General features: G+C 43.4%; 15 protein-coding genes, 1 pseudogene and 1 riboswitch. Of the genes and pseudogenes, 14 read left to right on the plus strand and 2 right to left on the minus strand.

All coding sequences use genetic code 11. The features are described from left to right. Positions 1-84: 84 nt before the first annotated feature. Together ABNE31_RS06105 and ABNE31_RS06110 are read right to left on the minus strand one after the other, a co-directional pair. Positions 85-768, minus strand: coding sequence for a response regulator transcription factor (locus ABNE31_RS06105; protein ID WP_349352734.1), 684 nt, complete (start codon positions 766-768; stop codon positions 85-87). Then, on the minus strand, positions 761-2,266 hold the full coding sequence (locus ABNE31_RS06110; protein ID WP_349352735.1) for an ATP-binding protein: 1,506 nt from the start codon (positions 2,264-2,266) through the stop codon (positions 761-763). Before ABNE31_RS06110 ends, ABNE31_RS06105 begins: the two co-directional genes overlap by 8 nt. A gap of 114 nt (positions 2,267-2,380) precedes the next feature. On the opposite strand from ABNE31_RS06110, the gene ABNE31_RS06115 reads away from it, so the two are divergent. From ABNE31_RS06115 to cobA, 14 genes and pseudogenes are all read left to right on the plus strand, one after another. Then, on the plus strand, positions 2,381-3,259 hold the full coding sequence (locus ABNE31_RS06115; protein ID WP_349352736.1) for a GLPGLI family protein: 879 nt from the start codon (positions 2,381-2,383) through the stop codon (positions 3,257-3,259). Positions 3,260-3,315: 56 nt separating this feature from the next. Beyond that, positions 3,316-5,949, plus strand: coding sequence for a TonB-dependent receptor (locus ABNE31_RS06120; protein ID WP_349352737.1), 2,634 nt, complete (start codon positions 3,316-3,318; stop codon positions 5,947-5,949). Positions 5,950-6,113: 164 nt separating this feature from the next. Then, entirely contained in the window at positions 6,114-7,367 is a 1,254-nt protein-coding gene (gene metK / locus ABNE31_RS06125) for a methionine adenosyltransferase (RefSeq protein ID WP_349352738.1), read from the plus strand. A 105-nt stretch (positions 7,368-7,472) separates the two neighbouring features. Then, the gene (locus ABNE31_RS06130) at positions 7,473-9,407 is read left to right on the plus strand and encodes a CocE/NonD family hydrolase (RefSeq protein ID WP_349352739.1); all 1,935 of its coding nucleotides are present in this window, start codon (positions 7,473-7,475) and stop codon (positions 9,405-9,407) included. Between the two features lie 100 nt (positions 9,408-9,507). Next, positions 9,508-9,611: riboswitch (SAM riboswitch) on the plus strand. A 78-nt stretch (positions 9,612-9,689) separates the two neighbouring features. Then, on the plus strand, positions 9,690-13,073 hold the full coding sequence (thrA, locus tag ABNE31_RS06135) for a bifunctional aspartate kinase/homoserine dehydrogenase I (RefSeq protein WP_349352740.1): 3,384 nt from the start codon (positions 9,690-9,692) through the stop codon (positions 13,071-13,073). A 162-nt stretch (positions 13,074-13,235) separates the two neighbouring features. Beyond that, positions 13,236-13,550: a GIY-YIG nuclease family protein gene (locus tag ABNE31_RS06140; RefSeq protein WP_349352741.1), complete on the plus strand. Its 315-nt coding sequence runs from the start codon at positions 13,236-13,238 to the stop codon at positions 13,548-13,550. Between the two features lie 42 nt (positions 13,551-13,592). Continuing rightward, positions 13,593-14,759, plus strand: coding sequence for an aminotransferase class I/II-fold pyridoxal phosphate-dependent enzyme (locus ABNE31_RS06145; RefSeq protein ID WP_349352742.1), 1,167 nt, complete (start codon positions 13,593-13,595; stop codon positions 14,757-14,759). A 55-nt stretch (positions 14,760-14,814) separates the two neighbouring features. After that, the gene (locus ABNE31_RS06150; protein ID WP_179385260.1) at positions 14,815-15,222 is read left to right on the plus strand and encodes an Rrf2 family transcriptional regulator; all 408 of its coding nucleotides are present in this window, start codon (positions 14,815-14,817) and stop codon (positions 15,220-15,222) included. 180 nt (positions 15,223-15,402) lie between these two features. Next, complete coding sequence (locus tag ABNE31_RS06155) at positions 15,403-15,666, plus strand: DUF2061 domain-containing protein (protein WP_179385259.1); 264 nt, start codon at positions 15,403-15,405, stop codon at positions 15,664-15,666. A gap of 11 nt (positions 15,667-15,677) precedes the next feature. Continuing rightward, positions 15,678-16,301, plus strand: a complete 624-nt coding sequence (locus tag ABNE31_RS06160) for a phosphoadenosine phosphosulfate reductase family protein (protein WP_349352743.1) — start codon at positions 15,678-15,680, stop codon at positions 16,299-16,301. 174 nt (positions 16,302-16,475) lie between these two features. Continuing rightward, positions 16,476-17,325, plus strand: a pseudogene (gene cysD, locus ABNE31_RS06165) (sulfate adenylyltransferase subunit CysD). A 47-nt stretch (positions 17,326-17,372) separates the two neighbouring features. Further along, on the plus strand, positions 17,373-18,620 hold the full coding sequence (locus ABNE31_RS06170) for a GTP-binding protein (protein ID WP_349352744.1): 1,248 nt from the start codon (positions 17,373-17,375) through the stop codon (positions 18,618-18,620). A gap of 74 nt (positions 18,621-18,694) precedes the next feature. Beyond that, entirely contained in the window at positions 18,695-20,785 is a 2,091-nt protein-coding gene (locus ABNE31_RS06175; RefSeq protein WP_349352745.1) for a HEPN domain-containing protein, read from the plus strand. Further along, positions 20,778-21,554 (plus strand): uroporphyrinogen-III C-methyltransferase, encoded by a 777-nt coding sequence (cobA, locus tag ABNE31_RS06180; protein ID WP_349352746.1) that lies wholly within the window; start codon positions 20,778-20,780, stop codon positions 21,552-21,554. Before ABNE31_RS06175 ends, cobA begins: the two co-directional genes overlap by 8 nt. Positions 21,555-21,598: the final 44 nt, after the last annotated feature.

Consider the following 21,598-nt stretch of genomic DNA (forward strand, 5'->3'; position numbering starts at 1 on the left):
TAGTGGGTACAAGATACAAAGTAATACGGGATATGAAAAAGTTATTGGATAAAAGGAAAACGATTTGAATGCGGGTTTAAAAGGCTATCCGTAAACGAGCTTGTAGCCGTATCCACGTACATTGATGATCTCTACAGAAGGGTCTTTTTGTAACTTTTTGCGCAATTTGGTGATAAATACATCCATACTTCTTCCATTAAAAAAGTCATCGTTCCCCCATAGTTGATTCAAAACTTGTGAGCGTTCCACCAAGGTATTGCTATGTTGGGCCAATAATTGCAACAAATGTGCCTCGCGATGCGTTAACTGTACTTTTTCCTCAGTATTGAACTGTAGCGTCTGCCTCGTAAAATCAAAAGTATATTTCCCAATTTTTATGGGGCCAGAAGTGGTTTGGGTACGGTTGCGCAACAAATTATGAATCCGAACAATCAATTCTTCCATACTGAATGGCTTTTTGAGGTAATCGTTACCACCAATGGAAAAGCCTTCCACCACATCTTGGGTCTGCGATTTGGCCGTTAAAAAGATAATGGGAATGTTCGGGTCTATAATTCTAATTTCTTTGGCCAAGGTAAAGCCATCCTTCATCGGCATCATAACATCCAAAACCAACAATTCCGGTTTCTTGTTTTTGAAAACTTCCAAGGCTTCTTGGCCATCTTTGCACAGCAAAATTTTGAAGTCCCTTGTTTCCAGACTTTCCTTAATGATCAATCCCAAAGAAGGCTCATCTTCGGCCAAGAGTATGGTTGTTGGTTCAGACATAGGGTATCACAATTTTAAAAGCGGTCTGGTTCTTACCTAAATGTAAGGTAATATCTCCACCATGTGCCTGAATGATTTTTTTGGTATGATACAATCCTATGCCATATCCCTTAACATTATGCACGTTACCTTGTGGCACTCTATGGAACTTGTCAAAAATTTTATCCTTGTCGGACAGTTTTAAGGAAGTTCCATTATCCTGAATGGTAATTTCTATGGATGACTTCGTTTTTTTCAGGAATAGCTGAATGTGGTCACCACCATATTTGACGGCATTGTCCAGTACATTGTTTAGTGCATTTTCAAAATGAAGGGCATCAATAGGTGCAAATGCCTCCTTTGCTTCCGATTTCAGCGTTATACTTTTGGAGGTATTCAATTGATGGTTTTCAGATAATTGTCTTAAAACAGGAACTAGGTCGGCCTCTCTTTTGTTTAAAATTGGGCCGTGCTGATCAAAAGAGGCCGTTTCAAGTAGTTTCTCGACCATTAGGTTCAACTTGGCCAATTGATCCTTGGACATGCCCACATAGGATTTTGCTTTTTCGGGATCTTTGAGTACGTCGAAATCAGTGATGCCTTCCAGTGCCGCATGTATCGTGGCGATTGGTGTTTTGAACTCATGGGTAATGTTGGAGATGAAGTCATTTTTAAGTTCCGCCAACTGTTTTTGTTTATTAATGGTTGCCATGAGATAGAACAGTGACCCAATTACAGCAAGTACTAATATGGTCGATAATAGAATTCCTCCTAAAATACGTTTAAGTACCAGGGCCTGCACATCTGGAAAAAATACCTCTAACTTGCTGCCCTTTGGTAAAAAGGTAGATCTTGAGGTGGTGGACAAGGCTGCTGTTTGAATAATTTCCGGATGATACTTCATTTCCTTTCCCGTTTCGGGCGTGAGCATCAAGCCATACGGAATTTGAATTTTTTTACGCTCCAATTCATTTGTAAACAAGGAATCCATAACCCCCATCTCCAAAGAATCCTGAGTTATGGAAAGGATTACTTTCGAGGTCAATAAATCAAAAGTTAAGGGTTTAATGGTATCCCCAATAATCAATGACCCCGTGCTGTCGTTTTCATGAACCTGCTTATGGGTGTCTGATACGGGCAAAGCAAATTTGGGCAGCGAATCCGGCATTGTGCCCCGAAATAGAGTGAATTTGTCGGAACGATCTTTAGTAATCGAATCCAATCCACGGAAACCTTTGCTGGACATGTCAATACGTTGAATCAAACTATCGAAAACCCCATTTCCTTCAGAAAAATCCTTGGCACCTGCTGAATTCAGGACAATATTAACGGTGTTACGTTGCGCCAAGGTCTCGTAATAGGAGTTTACCGCGTTGTCCAATCCTATTTGTACCTCATTGATAAGCTGCTGTTTGTTGGTAAGGTAGCTTTTGTAATTCCAGTATACCTGTATGCAAATCGTGGCACCGATTACAATTGCAATCAGGTATACCAGCCATTTGCCGTTAAACTTTTCCATACGCTAAAATAAGTGCTTAAATCCGCCAAAACCAATCGGTTAACACTCGTTAACGTTGCTTAACACTACCATGCACTTCAAAAAAAGATATTTGGAGCATCAAAAATGAATCAAATGAAAACAATAATTACAGTTTTGGTTATGGTGTTGGCACTACCGATAGGTGCCCAAGAATTCCAAGGAAAGGCTATTTATCAAAGCAAGACTTCGATCGATATTAAAATTGAGAACGGTAGTATTTCAGAGGATCAAAAGGAACAGATTATGGAAAGTATGAAGAAGAGTATGGAGAAAACCTATGAACTTACTTTTGATCGTGCCAGTTCCTTATATCGGGAAGAAGAGCGTTTGGGAACTCCTGGAGCGAGCCAAGGAGGTGTGTTTACTATGATATCTGGAAGTAGTCAAGGAGAATATTACAAAGACGTGCAGAGCAAAACCTATGTCCACCAGACAGATATGTTTGGAAAACCATTTTTGATCAAGGACAGTTTGCGAACTTGGGAGTGGAAATTAAGTTCAGAAACCAAGAAAATCGGTAACTACACCTGTTACAAGGCCACTGCCATCCGTAAGCCCAACAATATATTTTCAAACAAGGAAAAAAACGAAAGTGAGCAGGACAGTGTGCCACAAGAACAAGATTCTACCCAAGGAAGGTCGTTGTTGTCCAAAATAGAAAAGCCGGAAGATAGAATCATAACCGTTTGGTACACCCCCGAAATTCCAATAAGTCAAGGACCTGGACCGTACTGGGGGCTCCCTGGATTGATATTGGAAGTAAACACTGGTAGAACAGCAATTCTTTGCAACAAGTTGATTCTAAACCCGGAGAAAAAGGAAGTTGTGGAGGAACCATCAAAAGGGAAAAGGGTTACCCAGGCCGAATATGATGAGATCATGGCCAAAAAGATGGAGGAAATGGAGAAAAGATGGAAGGCCAATAGCAACCGTAAAGGAGGAAATACCTTTAGCATAAAAATACAAGGGTAATGGAAAAGTGGTTTGTCCGGCTCGTTTTTCTATGTCTTTGTTTAGGAATTCATGGAATGACCCAAGCACAACAAATAACCGTTTCTGGTATGGTAAGGGACACCCTCCAACAACCTTTGGATGTGGCCAATGTGGTTGCCATTAACCAGAATGATCAAACTATGGATGGCTTTGGGATCACAGATGCCTCTGGTAAATATAACATCAAGGTGAAAGCAAACACCAGTTATATTTTTAAGGTGAGCTACTTGGGATTTGAGCCGCAAGAGATCAAACTGGAGGTAGGAGGGGAAGATATTGAGAGAGATATTACACTTCAACCTAAAATCGCCGACCTGGAAGAAGTTGAGGTGGTCTATGATATTCCTATTTCCATTAAAGGTGATACCATTGTGTACAATACGGATTCCTTTGTGAGCGGAACTGAAAAAAAGCTGGCTGACGTTTTGGAAAAGTTGCCAGGTATTGAGGTGAATGACCAAGGGGAAATTAAAGTTGAGGGTAAAAAGGTATCCAAAGTAATGGTGGAAGGAGAGGATTTTTTTGATGGTGATTCCAAATTGGCCTCCAAAAATATTCCCGCCAACGCTTTGGATAAGGTAGAGGTGCTTCGAAATTATAGCGAAGTCTCTCAATTAAGCGGTGTCACCAATAATGAGGACAACGTTGCCCTAAATATCAAACTCAAAGAAGGAAAAAAGAAGTTTTGGTTTGGTGAGATTTCCGGAGGACTTGGTTTTGAAGAGCGCTATGTCGCCCACCCCAAATTGTTTTATTATAGTCCAAAGTTTAGTTTGAATGTACTTTCCGATATCAACAATATTGGGGAAGTGCCTTTCACCACAATGGACTATTGGAACTTTACCGGTGGCTTAACGGGTGCAACCCGGGGAACGGGAACCAATTTTAACACGGGGTCGAACGGTCTTGGGCTATCACTAACACAAAATAATCGGGCGCAAGAGATCAATTCAAGGTTCGGCGCGGTGAATTTTAGTTATAAACCCACAGAATCGTGGCGTTTGAGCGGTTTTGGAATTTATTCCTACAACAATACCCTGATGCAAACGGATGCGCTCAAAACATATATTGTCAGCAATCAGACCGAGCTGGCCGAAACCAAAACCGATCAGATTTCCCATTTGGGATTGGCGAAATTTTCATCCAGTTTTAAGCCATCGGAACGTTTTCAATGGAACCACGATGTGTTATTGAAAATGTCCGATGAGAATGAGGAGATGAATACCCGTTCTATTGCCGACATTACCGATGATATCTTCCAGCGCAGGGAGCAAACGCCAAGTAGTATCAGACAAAACTTCAATGCGTACTTTACCCTCAACGCGAATCATATTTTTGCTTTGGAGGCCCAACACGAATACGCAAATGAGGACCCTTTTTATCAAGCTATTCGGGAACAACAGCCTTTCGTAGGTTTAGTTCCATTTGATCAAGACCAATCCATTTTTAACGTAAACCAAGAGCAACGGGTAATTACCAATAGATTAGACATCAAACTGAATTATTTTTGGGTAACCGGGCCCAAGAGTAATATCAATTTTACCTTGGGCACATTGCATAGTGGTCAGCGCTTTAACTCTTCGATCTTTCAGCGATTGGACAATGGGACCGAATTATCGTTTGAAAATGATGAGCTTACCAACGATGTGGAATTTGATTTTTCCGATGTGTTTATGGGGTTCCATTATAAAATGGTGACAGGAAAATTTACATTCAATCCGGGATTTCACATCCATAATTATGTAGCTTCCAACCAACAATTGGGGACAAGGGTACAGGACAAACTCTTTAATTTGGTTCCCGACCTTTTCATTAACTACCAAATAAAAAGATCTGAAAGTCTAAGGTTGAACTATACTATAAATCGAAGCTTCACGAACATAAATAATTTGGCAAGGGGCTATGTTTTTAACAATTACAACTCCCTTTTTCAGGGAAATCGGAATTTGGAGAGTGCCCTCTACCATAATGTATCACTTAACTTTTTTAGTTTCAGTATGTTCAATATGCAGAATATTTATGGGCAATTGAGCTATAGCAAACGAATAGATGCCTTTAAAAGTAACACCTCCATTGAAGGGATCAATCAAGTGAATAGCACCATAAATTCACAACTGGAAGATGAGACGTTTAACGCATCTGGTAATTTTGATCGGACTTTTGGTAAAATCAAAGTTTCAAGCGGTGTGGTATTGTCCAATAGCATCACCAACAATGTGGTGAACGGGGCACCGCGAAAATCCACCTCGCTCATGCAAGATTATTCGGTCTCCCTGGGAACAAGTTTTGTAAACGCGCCAAATGTGGAGTTGGGGTATCGATACAATATAAACCAATATAAAACAGGAACCGTTTCTTCCACATTTTACACGGACAGGCCTTATATAAAATTTGATACGGCGTTTTTAAAGAATTTTATCTTTTTAGCGGATTACAATTATTTTAATTATCGGGACAAAGCGGGCAATGTGGAAAATAAATTTGGCTTTTTGAATGCGAGTTTATCTTATCAAAAAACGGATAGTAAATGGGAATACAGCATCAACGCTACCAATTTGACCAACAATCAAGAATTGAATCAGGATAACTATAACGACCTTTTCTTTACCACTTCGGCCTACACCGTTCAACCACGATATGTAGTGTTTAAAATAAAGTACGAACTGTAAATCCAAGTTTTTGCAATTCTTTTTGGAAATAAAAGGTTTTCCCATAATTTTGCCCTCGCGAACCGAGGAAGGATTTGACTGATTGCAACCTCTTTAAAAAATGCTAAAGCAGTTGGCCGTTTCCGGTTTACTTCCGTCAAATCCTCCTCGCTTAAATCAGAAAAATGTCATATTTATTTACATCAGAATCTGTTAGTGAAGGACATCCGGATAAAATCGCAGATCAAATCAGTGATGCATTATTGGATAATTTTTTGGCCTTTGACCCTGAAAGTAAAGTGGCCTGCGAAACCATGGTGACCACCGGACAAGTTGTTTTGGCCGGGGAAGTGAAAAGCCATACCTATGTGGATTTGCAGAGCATTGCCAGAGAGGTGATCAATACAATAGGATATAGCAAAGGTGAATATAAGTTCAGCGGGGATTCCTGTGGTGTAATTTCCCTGATTCACGAACAATCGCAGGATATTAACCAAGGCGTAGATCGAGGCAGCAAAGAAGAGCAAGGGGCAGGTGACCAAGGGATGATGTTCGGCTACGCTACCACTGAAACGTCCAATTATATGCCTTTGGCATTGGACATCTCGCACAAAATTTTGGAGGTTTTGGCCGATTTGAGACGTGAAGGCACCCGAATTTCATATTTGAGACCTGATGCCAAGGCCCAGGTAACCATTGAATATTCTGATGATAATGTTCCTCAACGCATCGATACGATAGTGGTTTCCACTCAGCATGACGAGTTTGATACCGACGAGGCCATGTTGGAGAAAATTAAGAGCGACATCGTCAATATCTTGATTCCAGAGGTGAAACAACTGATGCCGGAAAGTATCCAGAAATTGTTCAACGACAATATCAAATACCACATTAATCCAACCGGAAAGTTTGTGATTGGCGGACCGCACGGAGACGCCGGTCTTACCGGAAGAAAAATCATTGTAGATACATACGGGGGCAAGGGAGCCCATGGAGGTGGAGCCTTTAGCGGAAAAGACCCGAGCAAAGTGGATAGAAGTGCGGCCTATGCTGCACGCCATATGGCCAAAAACTTGGTGGCCGCAGGGGTCGCAGGGGAAATTTTGGTACAGGTGAGCTATGCCATAGGAGTGGTAGAACCAACGTCCATTTACGTGGATACGTACAACTCCTCCAACGTGGATATGAGCGATGGTGAAATTGCCAAAAAAGCTTCCGAGCTCTTTGATATGCGTCCGTTTGCCATTGAGGAACGTTTAAAACTCCGAAATCCAATATACTTAGAAACAGCGGCTTACGGACACATGGGCAAAGAGCCCAGAACAGTAAACAAGGTTTTTGAATCCCCTTACAATGGGCGTATTGAAAAAGAAGTGGAACTCTTCACTTGGGAAAAATTGGATATGGTGGATAGGGTAAAGGAGGTCTTTGGCTTATAACCCATCAACATCAATAAAATAAAAAGGGAGCTTTTAGGCTCCTTTTTTTATTGGCATACTCTTCCGAACTTTAGTAGCTTTAGCCTATCAAAAAAAATTAAACGTATGAGAAGTTCGTTCAGAGTCCTGTTCCTTGGAATGTTTGTGTTGTTTGTCGCGGTTGGTTGTAAAAAGACCGTCAAAACACAAACCGAAACGGTAGATACCTATGTCGCCGATAATTACACCAAAAAAGAGATTGACATTGAGATGAGGGACGGTGTTAAACTTCATACGACTATTTATTCCCCTAAGGATACCTCAAAAAAGTACCCCATCATCATGCAGCGCACGCCGTACAGTTCCAGACCCTACGGTGAAGGTAACTTTAGAACCAAAATCGGACCCAATGAGCATTTGATGAAAGAGGGGAATATTATCGTTTACCAAGATGTAAGAGGACGATGGCTGAGCGAAGGCCATTATGTGAACATGAGGGCTTACATTCCCAATAAAACCTCCAACGATCAGGTGGATGAGAGCTCTGACACCTACGATACCATTGAATGGTTGGTGAACAACGTGGAGAACAATAACGGAAATGTGGGTGTTTGGGGGATTTCTTACCCCGGTTATTATGCGACATATGCTACCGTGGATGCGCATCCAGCGTTAAAGGCCGCCTCCCCCCAAGCCTGTATCGGTGATTTCTTTTTTGATGATTTTCACCATAATGGAGCCTATTTGTTAAGCTATTTTAGGGCAACCTCGCTCTTCGGGACCCCACGGCCCAATGGGGATGCTCCCATCGATACGGCATGGTATACCTTGCCCAGCTTGCCCACGGAGGACCAATATCAGTTCTTTTTGGATGCAGGTCCTTTGAAAAATCTCGATTACTTTTTTGAATACGAAACTGCAGATACCCCAACAATGCGACCAGAAGGTGTAACCGATGATTTCTTTTGGAACGAACTCAAGGAGCATCCGAATTATGATGAAATGTGGCAGAGCAGGGGACTGATCCAACATTTAAAGAATGTAAAGAGCAGTGTGGCCACCATGATCGTAGGCGGCTGGTTTGATGCCGAGGACCTATACGGCCCGCTGGAAACCTACAAAAACATAGAACAATACAACAAGGACAATTACAATACCATGGTGTTCGGACCTTGGGACCATGGCGCTTGGGCGCGGGACAAAGTGCGCAATGCCGTAGGCAATTATTATTTTGGAGATTCCATTTCATTATTTTATCAAAAGGAAATTGAGACCAAGTTTTTCAATCACTTTTTGAAAGGGGAGGGAGACAAGGATTCTGGCCTGCCCGAAGCATATGTGTTCGATTCAGGAAAGAAGGAATGGAAAAAATATGATACATGGCCACCAAAGAATGCCACCAAACAGACCATGTACCTTTCTGACAATCAAGAACTCACCACCGAACAAAAAGAAATCAAGGGAATCCAGTTTATCAGCGACGTTAAGAAGCCCGTTCCGTACTCCGAAGATGTAAAAACGGTGTTTACCCCACGTAAATACATGACGGACGATCAGCGTTTTGCGGCCCGTCGTTCTGATGTGTTGGTTTTTGAAACCGATGTCATGGAAGAAGATTTTACGCTGGCGGGAGATATCATGGCCAAATTGAAAGTGGCAACCACGGGCACTGCTGCCGACTGGATCGTAAAGGTCATTGATGTACACCCACCGGATGCCGAGACCAATGAAGAAATGCAGGACCACCTGAAATTGAGCAATTACCATTTAATGGTGAGGAGCGAGGTGCTTCGCGGCAGGTTCCGAAATAGCTTTTCCGAACCGGAGCCCTTCACGCCCAACGAGAAAACCGATGTAAACATTAAGCTTCAAGATGTGTTCCATACCATTAAAAAGGGACACAAATTGCAGATTCAGGTACAGAGCACCTGGTTCCCGCTTATTGATTTAAATCCACAAACCTACGTGGACAACATCTTTAAGGCGGACGAATCCGATTTCAAGACACAGACCCATACCGTGTTTACCGATTCCAATATTGAGTTTACGGTATTGAAATAAAAAGCTATTGGTGAGGTCGATTTTTGAAAATTTCCCAAAAGATTAGGAAAATCGACCTTTCCATCTGTATATTTGTCCACGAAGTTCAAATATGTATTGTAAGTTATCAAGAAAGGTGGAGGGAATAGACCCTTTGAAGCCTTAGCAACCCTTGACGCTTGTCGAGAAGGTGCTACATTCTATCCCACAGGGAATAGATAACATCACGGGTAGTTTCTGCCATCTTTTCTTATAACCTTATTTTTTAGTAATCATCGGCCCTTGGGCCTATCACTTTTTTGTATGGATTTAAGGCATTTGGCCATATCGGATTTTAAAACAGCAACCGGGTCTGTTCAGGACATAGAATTGTCCTATCAGGTCTTTGGGAAACCCTTGCACACGGCACCGATTGTTTTGGTAAATCACGCACTTACCGGCAATTCCAATGTGGCAGGAAAAGATGGATGGTGGTCCGATTTGATCGGGGAAGGAAAATGTATCGATACGGACACATACACCATTTTGTCCTTTAACATTCCGGGCAATGGTTTCGATGGTTTTGTGATCGATAACTACAAGGATTTTGTCGCCGCCGATATAGCAAGGATATTTTTATGGGGATTGAAGGAACTCGAGATTGCAAAGTTGTTCGCTATTATAGGTGGCTCATTGGGAGGTGGAATCGCTTGGGAAATGGCAGCTCTCAACCCAAACATTACGGAACATTTGATTCCGGTGGCATCCGATTGGAAATCCACGGACTGGCTCATTGCCAATTGTCAGATTCAGGAACAATTCTTGGTCAATTCCAAACAGCCTGTGCACGATGCACGCATGCATGCGATGTTGTGTTACCGTACTCCGGAATCCTTTAAAGAACGATTTAAAAGAAGCACCAACGAAGAACTCAAGGTGTTCAATGTGGAATCCTGGTTGATGCACCACGGTAAAAAATTACAGGAGCGTTTCCAATTGTCCGCCTATAAGTTGATGAACCAACTATTAAAGTCCATCGACATTACCCGGAACGGTGAAGAAGCCTTTAAGGCGTTGCAGGAGAGCGATACCAAAATCCATATCATTGGGGTCAATTCCGATCTATTCTTTACTGCCGAGGAGAACAAGGAAACCTTTAAGCGATTGGCACAGGCGAATACAAATGTGACCTATGGGGAGGTACAATCCGTGCATGGACATGATGCTTTTTTGATGGAGTTTGAACAACTGGAAAAGTTGTTGGAGACCGTTTTTCAGCAAAATACGGAGCGAATCAAAATTTTGAAGTTTGGCGGAAAGTCGTTGGCCAATGGGGAGGGAATTGACCGAGTGTTGAACATCATCCATAAAAGATTTGACGAGAAAGAACACTTTGCCGTGGTGGTATCCGCCCGTGGAAAAGCTACGGACCAGCTGGAGAGCTTGTTGGAAAAGGCGTCCAAAGGCGCAGACTTTGATACAGACCTAAAAAAGTTTGTCGACTATCAAAAGAACAATTTCGATGGCGTAGACCTTTCAGAAGAACTGGCTACAATTGAAAAGATACTGAGAGGCGTCGCCTTAACGGGTGATTACAGTTTAAAGACCAAGGATGAGGTGCTATCTTTTGGCGAATTGTTGTCCGCCAAATATGTAACCGCTGCGCTCAATGCCAGGGGATTAAAGGCAAAGCTTTTTGATTCGAGGAAGTTGATCACTACGGACGATAACTATAGCAATGCAGAGGTGGACCAAGGCACATCCAAGGAAAATGTGCTCCGCTATTTCCATGAACTGGAAAAAGATACCATTCCCATTGTTACTGGGTTTATCGGTTCCAACCGGGATGGCTCTACAACAACCTTGGGCAGAAATGGAAGCAATTATTCTGCTGCCCTTTTGGCCAACTTTTTGGATGCGGGCGAGTTGATCAATTATACCCATGTGGACGGTATTTTTACCGCCAATCCGGATTTGGTGGAAGATGCCCGCTTGATCGATGTGATATCCTACGGAGAAGCCAACGAATTGGCCAACTTTGGGGCAAATATTTTGCATGCGAAGACCATTATTCCCCTTATTGAAAAAAACATACCCTTACGCATTTGCAATACCTTTAATGATGATAACCAAGGGACATTAATCGGTCCAAAGACCGATAACGGCGGAATCAAATCCCTTTCCGTACTGGACCATATGGCACTCATCAATTTGGAGGGCAGGGGATTGCTCGGTAAAGTGGGGGTGGACATGCGAATTTTCAGGGCCTTGGGCCAAAATGGAATTAGTGTGGGCATTGTGTCACAGGGTTCCTCCGAAAGGGGGATTGGCTTGGTGGTCGATGCCTCCGAGGCGGATAAGGCCAAAAAAGTGCTCGACCAAGAGTTCGAAACCGATTATTCCTCCCAGGATATCAATCAGATTTCCGTAGTTAAGGATGTTTCGGTCATTTCCATCGTGGGAATGGACCTGAGCAGCTTCCACAAACCCTTTAATGCCTTGGCCAAAAACCAGATTATTCCGTTGTTGTTTAATAATACGGTTACGGGCAAGAACGTGAGCATGGTGGTCAAAAAATCTGATTTGAACAAAGCCATCAATGTCATTCATGGACAGATTTTCGGTATTGCCAAAAAAATCAATCTGGCCCTCTTTGGGCATGGTAATGTGGGAGGTACGTTGATTAGCCAAATATTGGATTCAAAAAACAACATTGAGGAGCGAAAAGGTATCGACCTAAAGGTGTTTGCCGTAGCCAATTCCAGAAAGGTACTTCTAGATGCTTCGGGCGTGGGATCGGATTGGAAAGAACGTTTGGAAAAGGAAGGTCAGCCCTATCAACTGGAAGACATTACTGCCTTTGCCAAAAAGTACCATTTGGAGAACTTGATCGCCGTGGACAATACGGCGAGCAAAACTTTTGTGGAGCAATATGAGCCGTTGATAGCCCATGGTTTTGATTTGGTCTCTTCGAACAAGATTGCCAATACCCTGAGCTTTGAGAAATACAGGTCCATACGAAAATGCTTGGACAAAAATCAAAAACAATACCTCTACGAAACCAATGTTGGTGCAGGTCTTCCCTTGATAGATACCATCAAACTATTGCACCTTTCCGGGGAGAACATTACAAGAATCAAAGGCGTGTTTTCGGGGTCACTGTCCTACATTTTCAATACCTTTTCTGGTAAGGACGTGGCATTTTCCGAAATTGTTAGGGAAGCGATGCAAAAAGGCTTTACGGAACCCGACCCAAGGGAAGATTTGTCAGGTAATGATGTGGGACGAAAATTGTTGATTTTGGCCCGTGAGTTGGATCTTCAAAATGAGTTTTCCGACATCAGTGTGCAAAACCTGATTCCCGAAGAACTTCAGACCTTGGAGTTTGAACAGTTTATGGAGCGCATTGATGAAATGGACCATAACTACAAGGGAATCAAGGATAGCCAAGAATCGGGTCACGTGTTGCGTTATGTGGGCGATTTGCATGGCGATTTGCAGCAGGATAAGGGGATTTTAGAGGTGAAATTGGTTTCCGTACCTAAAGAAAGTGCTTTGGGACAGGTAAAAGGTTCGGATTCCATTATCGAAATTTATACAGAATCTTACGGAGAACAGCCCTTGGTGATTCAAGGCGCTGGCGCCGGCGCCGCGGTGACAGCGAGAGGCGTCTTCGGGGATATTTTACGGATAGCGGAGAAAGTGTAGTTTGAGCATGTTTCAAAGCAAAGAAATGAGTTATTATATGCAGTGGATAAGCGTAGTCGAAATAGCTAGTTGAAAAAATCGTAAAGGTGGTTGAGCACAGTCGAAATAGTTGATTCAAATAATCGTTACGGTGGCTGAGCGTAGTCGAAGCCACACTGAAAAATGAAAGGATACCTCTACATATTGGAATGCACAGATGGAAGTTACTACACCGGCAGCACTATTGATTTGCAGAAACGAATAAATGAACATCATAATGGCCAAGGTGCAAATCATACGAAGAAAAGATTGCCGATTAAGTTGGTATATGTAGAAGAGTATTTAAATATTGCGACGGCTTTTGAACGTGAAAAACAAATTCAGGGATGGTCGAGAGCAAAGAAGGAAGCATTGATAACTGGAGATTTTGATGCGCTACCAAATTTGTCCGAGTGCAAAAACGAGACGAATTTTAAATATTATAAGGAGAAAAAATAAAGTGGCTTCGACTACGCTCAGCCACCGAAAAAAGTAAAGACAATGAAAGACAAAAAATTCGAAACAAAAGCCATACGCACACAAATGGAGCGCAGTCAAAATTTGGAGCATTCCAGCCCTATTTACATGACTTCCAGCTTTGTTTTTGAGGATGCCGAAGATATGCGTGCGTCTTTTGCAGAAGAAAAGGAACGAAATATTTACTCCAGATATTCCAACCCCAACTCCTCCGAGTTGATCGATAGGGTTTGCCAAATGGAGGGAGCGGAAAGCGGTTTTGCCTACGCCTCGGGTATGGCAGCGGTTTTTTCGACCTTGGCCGCACTGTTGGATGCAGGGGATCATGTGGTTTCGTCCAAAAGTATTTTTGGTTCTACCCATACCCTGTTCACCCAGTTTTTTCCGAAATGGAATATCGAAAGCAGTTATTTTGATGCCAATGACCTTTCGGAAATCGAAGGATTGATTCGGCCCAATACCAAAATTCTTTACGCAGAAACTCCCACAAACCCTGGGGTGGACGTCCTGGATTTGGAGGAACTGTCTCGAATAGCCAAGAAACACGGCCTCATTTTTATTGTTGATAACTGTTTTGCGACACCCTATTTACAACAACCCATAAAATTTGGTGCGGATTTGGTCATCCACTCCGGTACCAAACTAATGGACGGTCAAGGAAGGGTCTTGGCTGGTATCACCGTAGGTAGCGGAGCATTGATGGATAAGGTTTATCGCTTTTCCCGAATAACCGGTCCGGCATTGTCGCCCTTCAACGCCTGGGTGCTATCCAGAAGTTTGGAAACCTTGGCGATCCGTGTGGATAGGCATTGCGAAAACGCCCTGAAATTGGCTACCTACCTGGAAGGCCATGATAAAATTGAATGGGTAAAATACCCATTTTTGAAGTCACACCCCAAATACGAAATAGCCAAAAAGCAGATGAAAGCAGGAGGCTGTGTAGTTGCCTTTGAAGTGAAGGGAGGCCTGGAAGCTGGTCGGAATTTTTTCGATAGCATCCAACTGTTGTCCCTCTCCGCCAACTTGGGCGATGCTCGAAGCATTGTTACGCACCCTGCATCCACCACTCACAGTAAACTGACCACCGAAGAGCGCAATGCCGTTGGTATTTCTGATGGAATGGTTCGGGTGTCGGTAGGTCTGGAACACATTGACGACATTATAGCGGACATCGCCCAAGCATTGGGCTAATCTTTCTGGCGGCGGGTTTTGTCCATGCAGTGTTAATTTTCCCTATCTTCGTAAGATGCTCTCCAAGAAGACAAAATACGGACTTAAGGCACTTACCTATCTCGCAAGGGTCGAGGGACGGGAACCTGTTCAGATTGCCGAGATCGCCAAGTGCGAGAACATTTCCCAAAAATTCTTGGAAAGTATTTTACTTACCCTAAGACGCAATGGACTGTTGGGCTCCAAAAAAGGAAAGGGTGGTGGATATTATTTGATCAAAGACCCCAAAGAAATCCACATGACTACCGTGATGCGGGTTTTGGAAGGACCGATAGCCATGGTGCCCTGCGTAAGCCTGAATTTCTACGAAAAATGTGACGATTGTCCCGATGAGGAAGAATGTTCCGTTCACAAACTTATGCTTCAAGTACGTGATAGCGCCTTGGATGTTTACCGCAATAACTCCCTCGCCGATTTACTTTGATAAGTTATTGATCCATCTATTTTCTTGAATTCGAAATCCCTAAAAATTCATCTTTATTTTCGATAATCTACTAAAACTATGGGGTAAACTGAAATTTAAGATAGAATTTGCTTTTCGTTCCCAAAATAAAGTTTACTTTTGAAATTCCTACTAAATCAGTAGGATAATAAAGGAGCAAAAATGATAACCGATCAATTGATTTTAAAAGGCGAAAAACAGCAGAGCACTTACACAAAAGATAGTGCTTCCGAAAGTCCCAAGCGGAGTATAGTAAAGTCGATTAGCTGGCGAATAGTTGGCACTTTGGATACCATCATTATTTCATGGATTGTAACCGGTACCCTAAGTCTTGCGTTTTCAATTGGTTTGGTGGAATTGGTCACCAAAATGGTGCTTTATTTTTTTCATGAACGAATTTGGAACTCCATCAAGTGGGGTAAATAAAATAGTAGGCAATGGCATTGACACAAGAAGAGATTCAGAATTTGAACCGTCAATTTAAGGGCATTCCACCAGAGGAAATCATCTCATGGGCCATTAACCATGGTAAAACACCTGTGGTCACCACCAATTTTAGACCGTATGAAGTGGCCATCCTTCATGCGGTAACCGAAGTTGATGCCAATATCCCGGTAATTTGGTGCGATACGGGCTACAATACGCCCCAAACCTATAAACATGCGGAAGAGCTGATTTCCCGATTGGGACTCAATGTTAAGCTCTATGTACCCAAACAAACAAGCGCTCATCGCGACGCTGTTATGGGTATCCCACAAATCGATGACCCCTTGCACGAAGAATTTACGGAGCAGGTAAAATTGGAACCCTTCCGTAGGGCGATGGAAGAACATAAACCTGATGTATGGTTCACTAACCTGCGAAAAGGCCAGACCGCTCATCGTGATTCCTTGGATGTATTGAGTCTGAGCAAAGATGGCGTGCTGAAAGTAAGTCCTTTTTATCATTGGAGCGAAACCCAATTGGATGCTTACCTAAAAGCCCGCCAATTGCCTAACGAGCACAAATATTTTGATCCAACTAAAGTCTTGGCAAATCGTGAATGCGGTTTGCATACCTAAAGAAAGTATGAATTGTCACCTCGAGCCTGCCTTTGTCGCCAGACAGGCGCAGTCGAGAGGTTAAAATAGAAATAAGCTTTGAGCACACTCACAGAAGAAATCAAAAAACCACAAACCTCGAACGGAGTCGATAGACCAAGTGCCAATGCGTTGGAGCACGAGGCCATTTACATCATGCGAGAGGTTGCAGCACAGTTTGAAAAGCCTGTTCTGTTGTTTTCCGGTGGAAAAGTCCATCACCTTGGTGCGTTTGGCACAAAAAGCATTTTGGCCGGCCAAAATTCCATTCCCATTGATGCATATCGATACAGGCCACAACTTTCCCGAAACCATTGAATTTAGGGATAGGTTAGTGGAAGAATTGGGTGTGGAATTGATTGTTCGAAATGTTCAGGATTCCATCGATGAGGGAAAAGTGGTAGAGGAAACCGGAAAGTACGCCAGCAGGAATATGCTTCAAACAACAACTTTGTTGGATGCCATAGAAGAATTTAAGTTTGACGCCTGTATCGGGGGTGCCCGAAGGGATGAGGAAAAGGCAAGGGCCAAGGAGCGTATTTTTTCGGTCCGGGACGATTTTGGCCAATGGGATGAGAAAAACCAGCGCCCCGAACTTTTTGATATGCTCAACGGGCAAATCGAAATGGGACAGAACGTCCGCGTATTCCCGATCAGCAACTGGACCGAACTTGATGTGTGGAGCTATATCCAAAAGGAAAACATCGAAATACCATCCATTTATTTCGCTCACAAACGAAAAACCTTCCTTCGGGATGGACTGATATGGTCTGCGGAAGATGAGGTTGTTTTTAGGGCCGAGGATGAAAAAGTGGAAGAGCGGATGGTACGCTTTAGGACCGTTGGTGATATGAGTTGTACCGCGGCCGTGGAATCACATGCCGATACCATAGACAAGGTGGTCTCAGAAATCAGGGACTCCAGAATTTCTGAACGTGGTGCCCGAATCGACGATAAGCGCTCCGAAGCGGCAATGGAAAAGCGCAAACAACAAGGATATTTCTAAAAGATAAAAAGTCAATTCCACTTGGTGGAAAAACAAAAGATAAAGCATTGGAAGTTTTAAAGATAGCAACAGCAGGTAGTGTTGATGATGGTAAGAGTACCTTGATCGGAAGATTATTGTACGACACCAAATCCATGACAGACGATAAATTGGAAGCCATCGAGCGGACCAGTAAACAAAAAGGGTACGATTATCTCGATTTTTCATTGGCGACCGACGGATTGGTGGCCGAAAGGGAGCAGGGTATCACCATAGATGTGGCCCACATTTACTTTTCCACCCCATCCAAAAGTTACATTATCGCCGATACCCCTGGCCATGTGGAATACACTAGGAACATGGTTACGGGAGCTTCGACATCACAGGCGTCCATTATTTTGATCGATGCACGAAAAGGTGTTATCGAACAGACGCATCGCCACTTTTTTATCAATAATCTGTTACGGATTAAGGATGTAATCGTGGCCATCAACAAAATGGATCTGGTCGATTTTTCGGAGGAAACTTATACTAAGATCAAGTCCGATTTTCAGGAATTGATGAAAAAGAGAGATTACCAAGACCAGAATATCACCTTTATTCCAGTGAGTGCACTAAAGGGTGACAATGTGGTGAATCGTTCCGAAAATATGCCCTGGTACAGCGGTCAAACCCTTTTGGAACATTTGGAGGAACTGGACCAGAAAGATATTTACAACACGGGAACGCCGCGTTTTCCGGTGCAGTACGTTATCCGTCCCAAAACGGAGGATTTCCACGATTTTCGTGGATTTGCAGGAAAAGTGTATGGCGGAGAGCTCAATGTGGGCGACGAAGTTGTGGTGTTGCCATCGATGACCAAATCCAGGATAAAGGACATTTATTTTTATGATAAACAGTACAAAACGGCTCCAAGAAGGTCTTCGGTGACCATTACATTGGAAGATGAGGTCAACGTAAGCCGTGGGGATATGCTGGTCAAGGTAGGTGACTTGCCCACAATTGATAAACAACTGACGGCGACGGTATCGTGGATGGATAGTGCCAGTTTCACTCCCGGAGGTAAGTATGTGCTTCAACATGGTGTAAACAAGGTGTTGGCCAAAGTGGATGCCATTGAGCACAAAATCCATCCAGACTACTCTGGTATCGAGGAAAATGTGTCTTCACTGCAGATGAACGATATTGCCAAGGTGCGGTTAAGGCTCAACAAGCCTATTTTTTATGATAAGTTCAAGGATCACCGAACCAATGGCTCCTTTATCATTATTGATAGCCGCACGAACAATACAGCAGGTGTTGGATTTATAGAATAATTCTCTTTTGTCTAGCAAGGGAGAAGGGGCGTTTTTTTACATAAAATCTATAAAACAGATAGGAAAACTAGATTATGCAAAGCTTTAGAACAGAAATAGAAAACCCGGTGGTTGAGAAGGACATCATCGAATTGGAGAAGAAGATTCGTCAGTTCAAAGGTGGTGAAATGGATGAGGAAAAATTCCGTAGCCTGCGTTTGGCACGTGGGGTATATGGACAACGCCAGCCTGGGGTTCAGATGATTCGAATCAAGTTGCCCTACGGAAAAGTCACATCCAACCAATTACTCCGTATTGCCGATGTTTCCGATGAGTATTCCAGAGGAAGGTTGCATATCACCACCCGACAGGATATCCAAATCCATTATGTCGATTTGGAACGCACTCCAGAACTTTGGGCCCAGTTGGAAAAAGACAAGGTTACCCTAAGGGAAGCCTGTGGAAACACAGTGCGGAACGTAACTGCCAGCGAAACAGCCGGAATCGATGTGGACGAGCCCTTTGATGTTTCTCCCTACGCCCAGGCCGTTTTTGAGTATTTTCTTAGGAATCCCATAGGACAGGAAATGGGAAGGAAGTTTAAGGTCTCCTTCTCCGCAAGCGATGCCGACACCGGACTTTCCTACATGCACGACCTAGGCTTTATTGCCAAGGAAAAGGAGGGTGAAAGAGGTTTTAAGGTAATGCTCGGAGGTGGATTAGGTTCACAGCCGCGGCATGCCGATGAACTATACAGCTTTTTGCGCACCGACAAAATCATCCCGTTGATGGAAGGAGTCATCCGTGTGTTCGATAGATACGGGGAACGAAAAAGTAGGGCAAAGGCTCGAATGAAGTTCTTGCTGAAGGATTTGGGTCTCGATGGTTTCAAAAAATTGCTGGAAGAAGAACAATTGGCGATTCCACATCATACCTATCCCATCGAAATCGATAGTTATCCTGAAGTGAAGGTGGCCGAGGTAGAAACGCCAAAAGTGGTTATTGAGGATAAACAAGCCTTTGAGGCCTGGAAATCCACCAATTTGGTGCCCCAAAAACAAGAGGGCTTTGTGGCTATCGGCATCAAGGTACTTTTGGGAGATTTCTATACCGACAAGGCACGCGAACTGGCCCAATTGGTTCAGGACTTTGCGGCCGGAGAGATTCGTTTGTCGCTCAGACAAAATATTTTGATTCCCTACGTGAAGGAGGAATTGGTTCCCTTCTTTTATCAGGAACTTCAAAAACTTGGTTTTGCCGAAGCGGGATACAACAAAGCATTGGACATAACCGCTTGTCCCGGCACCGATACCTGTAATCTGGGTATTGCCAGCAGTACCGGAATCGCAGCCGAACTCGAAAGGGTCATCAAAGCGGAATATCCACAATACATCAAAAATCCAGATGTTGTCATCAAGATCAGCGGGTGCATGAATGCTTGCGGACAGCATAATATGGCACATATCGGTTTCCAAGGAATGTCCGTGCGTACCAAGGATAAGTTGGTTGCACCTGCACTTCAGGTGTTGTTGGGTGGTGGAAATTTTGGTGATGGTAGGGCCAGATTCGCGGATAAAGTAGCCAAAATACCAAGCAAAAGAGGGCCGCAAGCACTACGTCTTATTTTGGATGACTTTGAAGCCAATGGAAATGGAGCGTCGTTCACCGATTATTACGAGGAAAAAGGGCAGCTTTATTTCTACGATTTCCTAAAGCCATTAACCGATGTTGACAACCTCACCCAAGATGATTTTATTGATTGGGGGAACGAAGAAAAATATAAAAAGGAGATAGGTATTGGGGAATGCGCTGGGGTTATTGTAGATCTTGTGGCCACGCTCTTCCTAGAAAGTCAAGAGAAGATTGACAACGCAGAAGAAGCTATCCAAGAAGGTAAATGGGCAGCCAGTATTTACTATTCCTATCAATCCATAGTCAATTCTGCCAAGGCTTTATTGACAGCCGAAAAAGTAAAGACCAATACCCATGCCAGTATCGTCAAGGATTTTGATGAACTGTATGTGGAATCAGGAAAAATAGCCTTTGAGGGCGGGTTTGCCAATATAGCCCTTCAATTGAATAAGAACGAACCGTCTGAAGCCTTTGCAAAATCCTATGTGCAAGATGCCAAGGAGGTATTGCAGCGATTGGAAGCGTTCAGGAAAATGGAGCTGGAACATGCATAGAGGAAAGTTGACCGTAGTGGGCGCAGGTCCAGGAGATGTGGATTTGATAACGCTCAAAGGGGTGAAAGCGCTGCAAAATGCCGATGTGGTACTGTACGACGCTTTGGTGTCCAACGAACTATTGGAATATGCTCCCAAAGCCGAAAAAATATTTGTAGGCAAACGCAAAGGATGTTACTCGTACCAACAAGCCCAAATCAATGATTTGATTGTGGAACGCGCGACGCTGGGATTGCACGTGGTCCGATTAAAGGGGGGAGACCCTTTCGTTTTTGGAAGGGGAGCCGAAGAAATGGAGCATGCCGCAGCCTTTGGGGTGGAAGTGGATGTGGTTCCAGGTATTTCGTCTTCATTGTCCGTACCCGCTTCACAAAACATTCCGGTCACCAAAAGGGGAGCAGCGGAAAGTTTTTGGGTAATCACGGGGACCACGAAAGAACATAAATTATCCAACGATGTGGCTTTGGCAGCCAAATCAAATGCCACCGTGGTCATACTTATGGGAATGTCCAAACTTGGGGAAATCATGCAGCTTTTCAAAAAGGAAGGTAAAGAGGATACCCCAGTGGCCATTATTCAAAACGGAACCACGGAACACGAAAAAATAGGAATTGGCACTGTTGCTTCCATTGAGAACAAGGCAAGGGAGCAGCAGTTGTCCAACCCAGCCATCATTGTAATTGGAGAGGTGGTCCACCATCGTCAGAACATATTGGATATCCAACATAGATATCAGCATCAGGAAATAAAATGGCACGAAAAAGTTTAGTCAAAATGTAAGCTCAAGAAGTCGGCTGCGGCAGGCATGCAGTA

The sequence above is a fragment of the Flagellimonas sp. MMG031 genome, assembly GCF_040112705.1.
In the GTDB taxonomy this organism is placed as follows: Bacteria; Bacteroidota; Bacteroidia; order Flavobacteriales; family Flavobacteriaceae; genus Flagellimonas.